1 protein-coding gene is annotated in these 1294 nt (G+C 60.7%); it reads right to left on the bottom strand.

Annotated features, from left to right (window positions below; all coding sequences use genetic code 11):
- Positions 1–1294, bottom strand: a 1294-nt coding sequence (ahcY, locus tag B6V74_RS18675; RefSeq protein WP_146694589.1) for an adenosylhomocysteinase, incomplete at both ends; no start/stop codon positions are given.

The following is a 1294-nucleotide window of genomic DNA, read 5'->3' as shown; positions in this document are numbered from 1 at the left end:
AGTAGCGGTAATGCTCGGGCTTGAAGGGGCCTTCGACCGTGACGCCGATATATTCCGCCTGATCGGGCTTGAGCTGGGTCAGCTTCACGCCGATCCGGTCCAGATGCAGGCGGGCGACCTTTTCATCGAGGTGCTTGGGCAGGATGTAGACGCCCGGCGCGTAGTCATCGCCCTTGGTCCACAGCTCGATCTGCGCCAGAACCTGATTGGTGAACGACGCCGACATCACGAAGCTCGGGTGGCCGGTGGCGTTGCCCAGGTTCAGCAGGCGGCCTTCCGACAGCAGGATGATGCGCGAGCCAGAGGGCATCTCGATCATGTCCACTTGCTCTTTGACGTTCGTCCATTTGTGGTTCTTCAGGTTCGCGACCTGAATTTCATTGTCGAAATGACCGATATTGCCGACGATCGCCATGTCCTTCATCTCGCGCATATGCTCGATCCGAATGACGTCCTTGTTGCCGGTGGTGGTGATGAAGATGTCGGCGCTGTCGACCACGTCTTCCAGCACGACGACCTCGAACCCGTCCATCGCAGCTTGCAGCGCGCAGATCGGATCGACTTCGGTGACCTTCACACGAGCACCTGCACCGCGCAGCGAAGCGGCGGAGCCTTTGCCCACATCGCCGTAACCGCAGACGACGGCGACCTTGCCGGCCATCATCACGTCGGTCGCGCGGCGGATGCCGTCAACGAGGCTCTCTTTGCAGCCGTATTTGTTGTCGAACTTCGACTTGGTGACCGAGTCGTTCACGTTGATTGCCGGGAAGGGCAGCAGTCCCTTCTTGTGCAGATCATAAAGGCGATGCACGCCGGTCGTGGTCTCTTCCGAGACGCCCTTGATCGCGTCGCGCTGCTTGGTGAACCAGCCGGGGCTTTCCTTCATGCGCTTCTTGATCTGAGCGAACAGCGCCTCTTCCTCTTCCGAGGTGGGCACTTCGATCAGGTCGGTCTCACCGTTCTCGACCCGCGCGCCGAGCAGGATGTAGAGCGTCGCATCCCCGCCGTCGTCGAGGATCATGTTGCAGGTGCCTTCCTCGAACTGGAAAATCTGGTCGGTATAGGACCAGTATTCCGCGAGCGTCTCGCCCTTGATCGCGAAGACAGGCGTGCCGCCCGCAGCAATAGCCGCGGCCGCGTGATCCTGCGTCGAGAAGATGTTGCACGAGGCCCAACGCACATCGGCGCCAAGTGCCTTCAGTGTTTCGATCAGCACAGCGGTCTGCACTGTCATGTGCAGCGACCCCGCGATGCGCGCGCCTTTCAGCGGTTTGCTCTCGCCGAATTCTGCGCG

The organism is Thioclava sp. F42-5, from assembly GCF_002213195.1.
In the GTDB taxonomy this organism is placed as follows: Bacteria; Pseudomonadota; Alphaproteobacteria; order Rhodobacterales; family Rhodobacteraceae; genus Thioclava; species Thioclava nitratireducens.
This window is presented reverse-complemented; position numbering and strand designations above follow the sequence as displayed.